This window comes from Paraburkholderia sp. SIMBA_027 (assembly GCF_046535315.1).
Taxonomy (GTDB): Bacteria; Pseudomonadota; Gammaproteobacteria; order Burkholderiales; family Burkholderiaceae; genus Paraburkholderia; species Paraburkholderia tropica.
The window spans coordinates 1-234 of the sequence record NZ_JAWRWY010001643.1 but is presented as its reverse complement, the minus strand read 5'-3'; the positions used below and the strand labels follow the sequence as shown (position 1 = coordinate 234).

The following is a 234-nucleotide window of genomic DNA, read 5'->3' as shown; positions in this document are numbered from 1 at the left end:
CCTAACCGTCACCAACATCGGTGCGCTCGGAATTGACACCGGAACCCCCATCATCAATCCGGGCGAGGTAGCAATCGTTGCCTTCGGAACAATCAAGCAAAAGCCCTGGGTCCTTGATGGGGAAGTCATCCCACGCTGGATCACCACTCTTGGCGGTTCTTTCGACCACCGAGTGGTCGATGGCGACCTGTCCGCCCGGTTTATGGCGGATGTGGCGGCGATCCTTGAAGAACC

1 protein-coding gene is annotated in these 234 nt (G+C 58.1%); it reads left to right on the top strand.

Annotated elements, in window-relative coordinates; all coding sequences use genetic code 11:
- On the top strand, window positions 1-234 hold a 234-nt coding region (locus SB764_RS44755), incomplete at both ends, for a 2-oxo acid dehydrogenase subunit E2 (protein ID WP_410867404.1).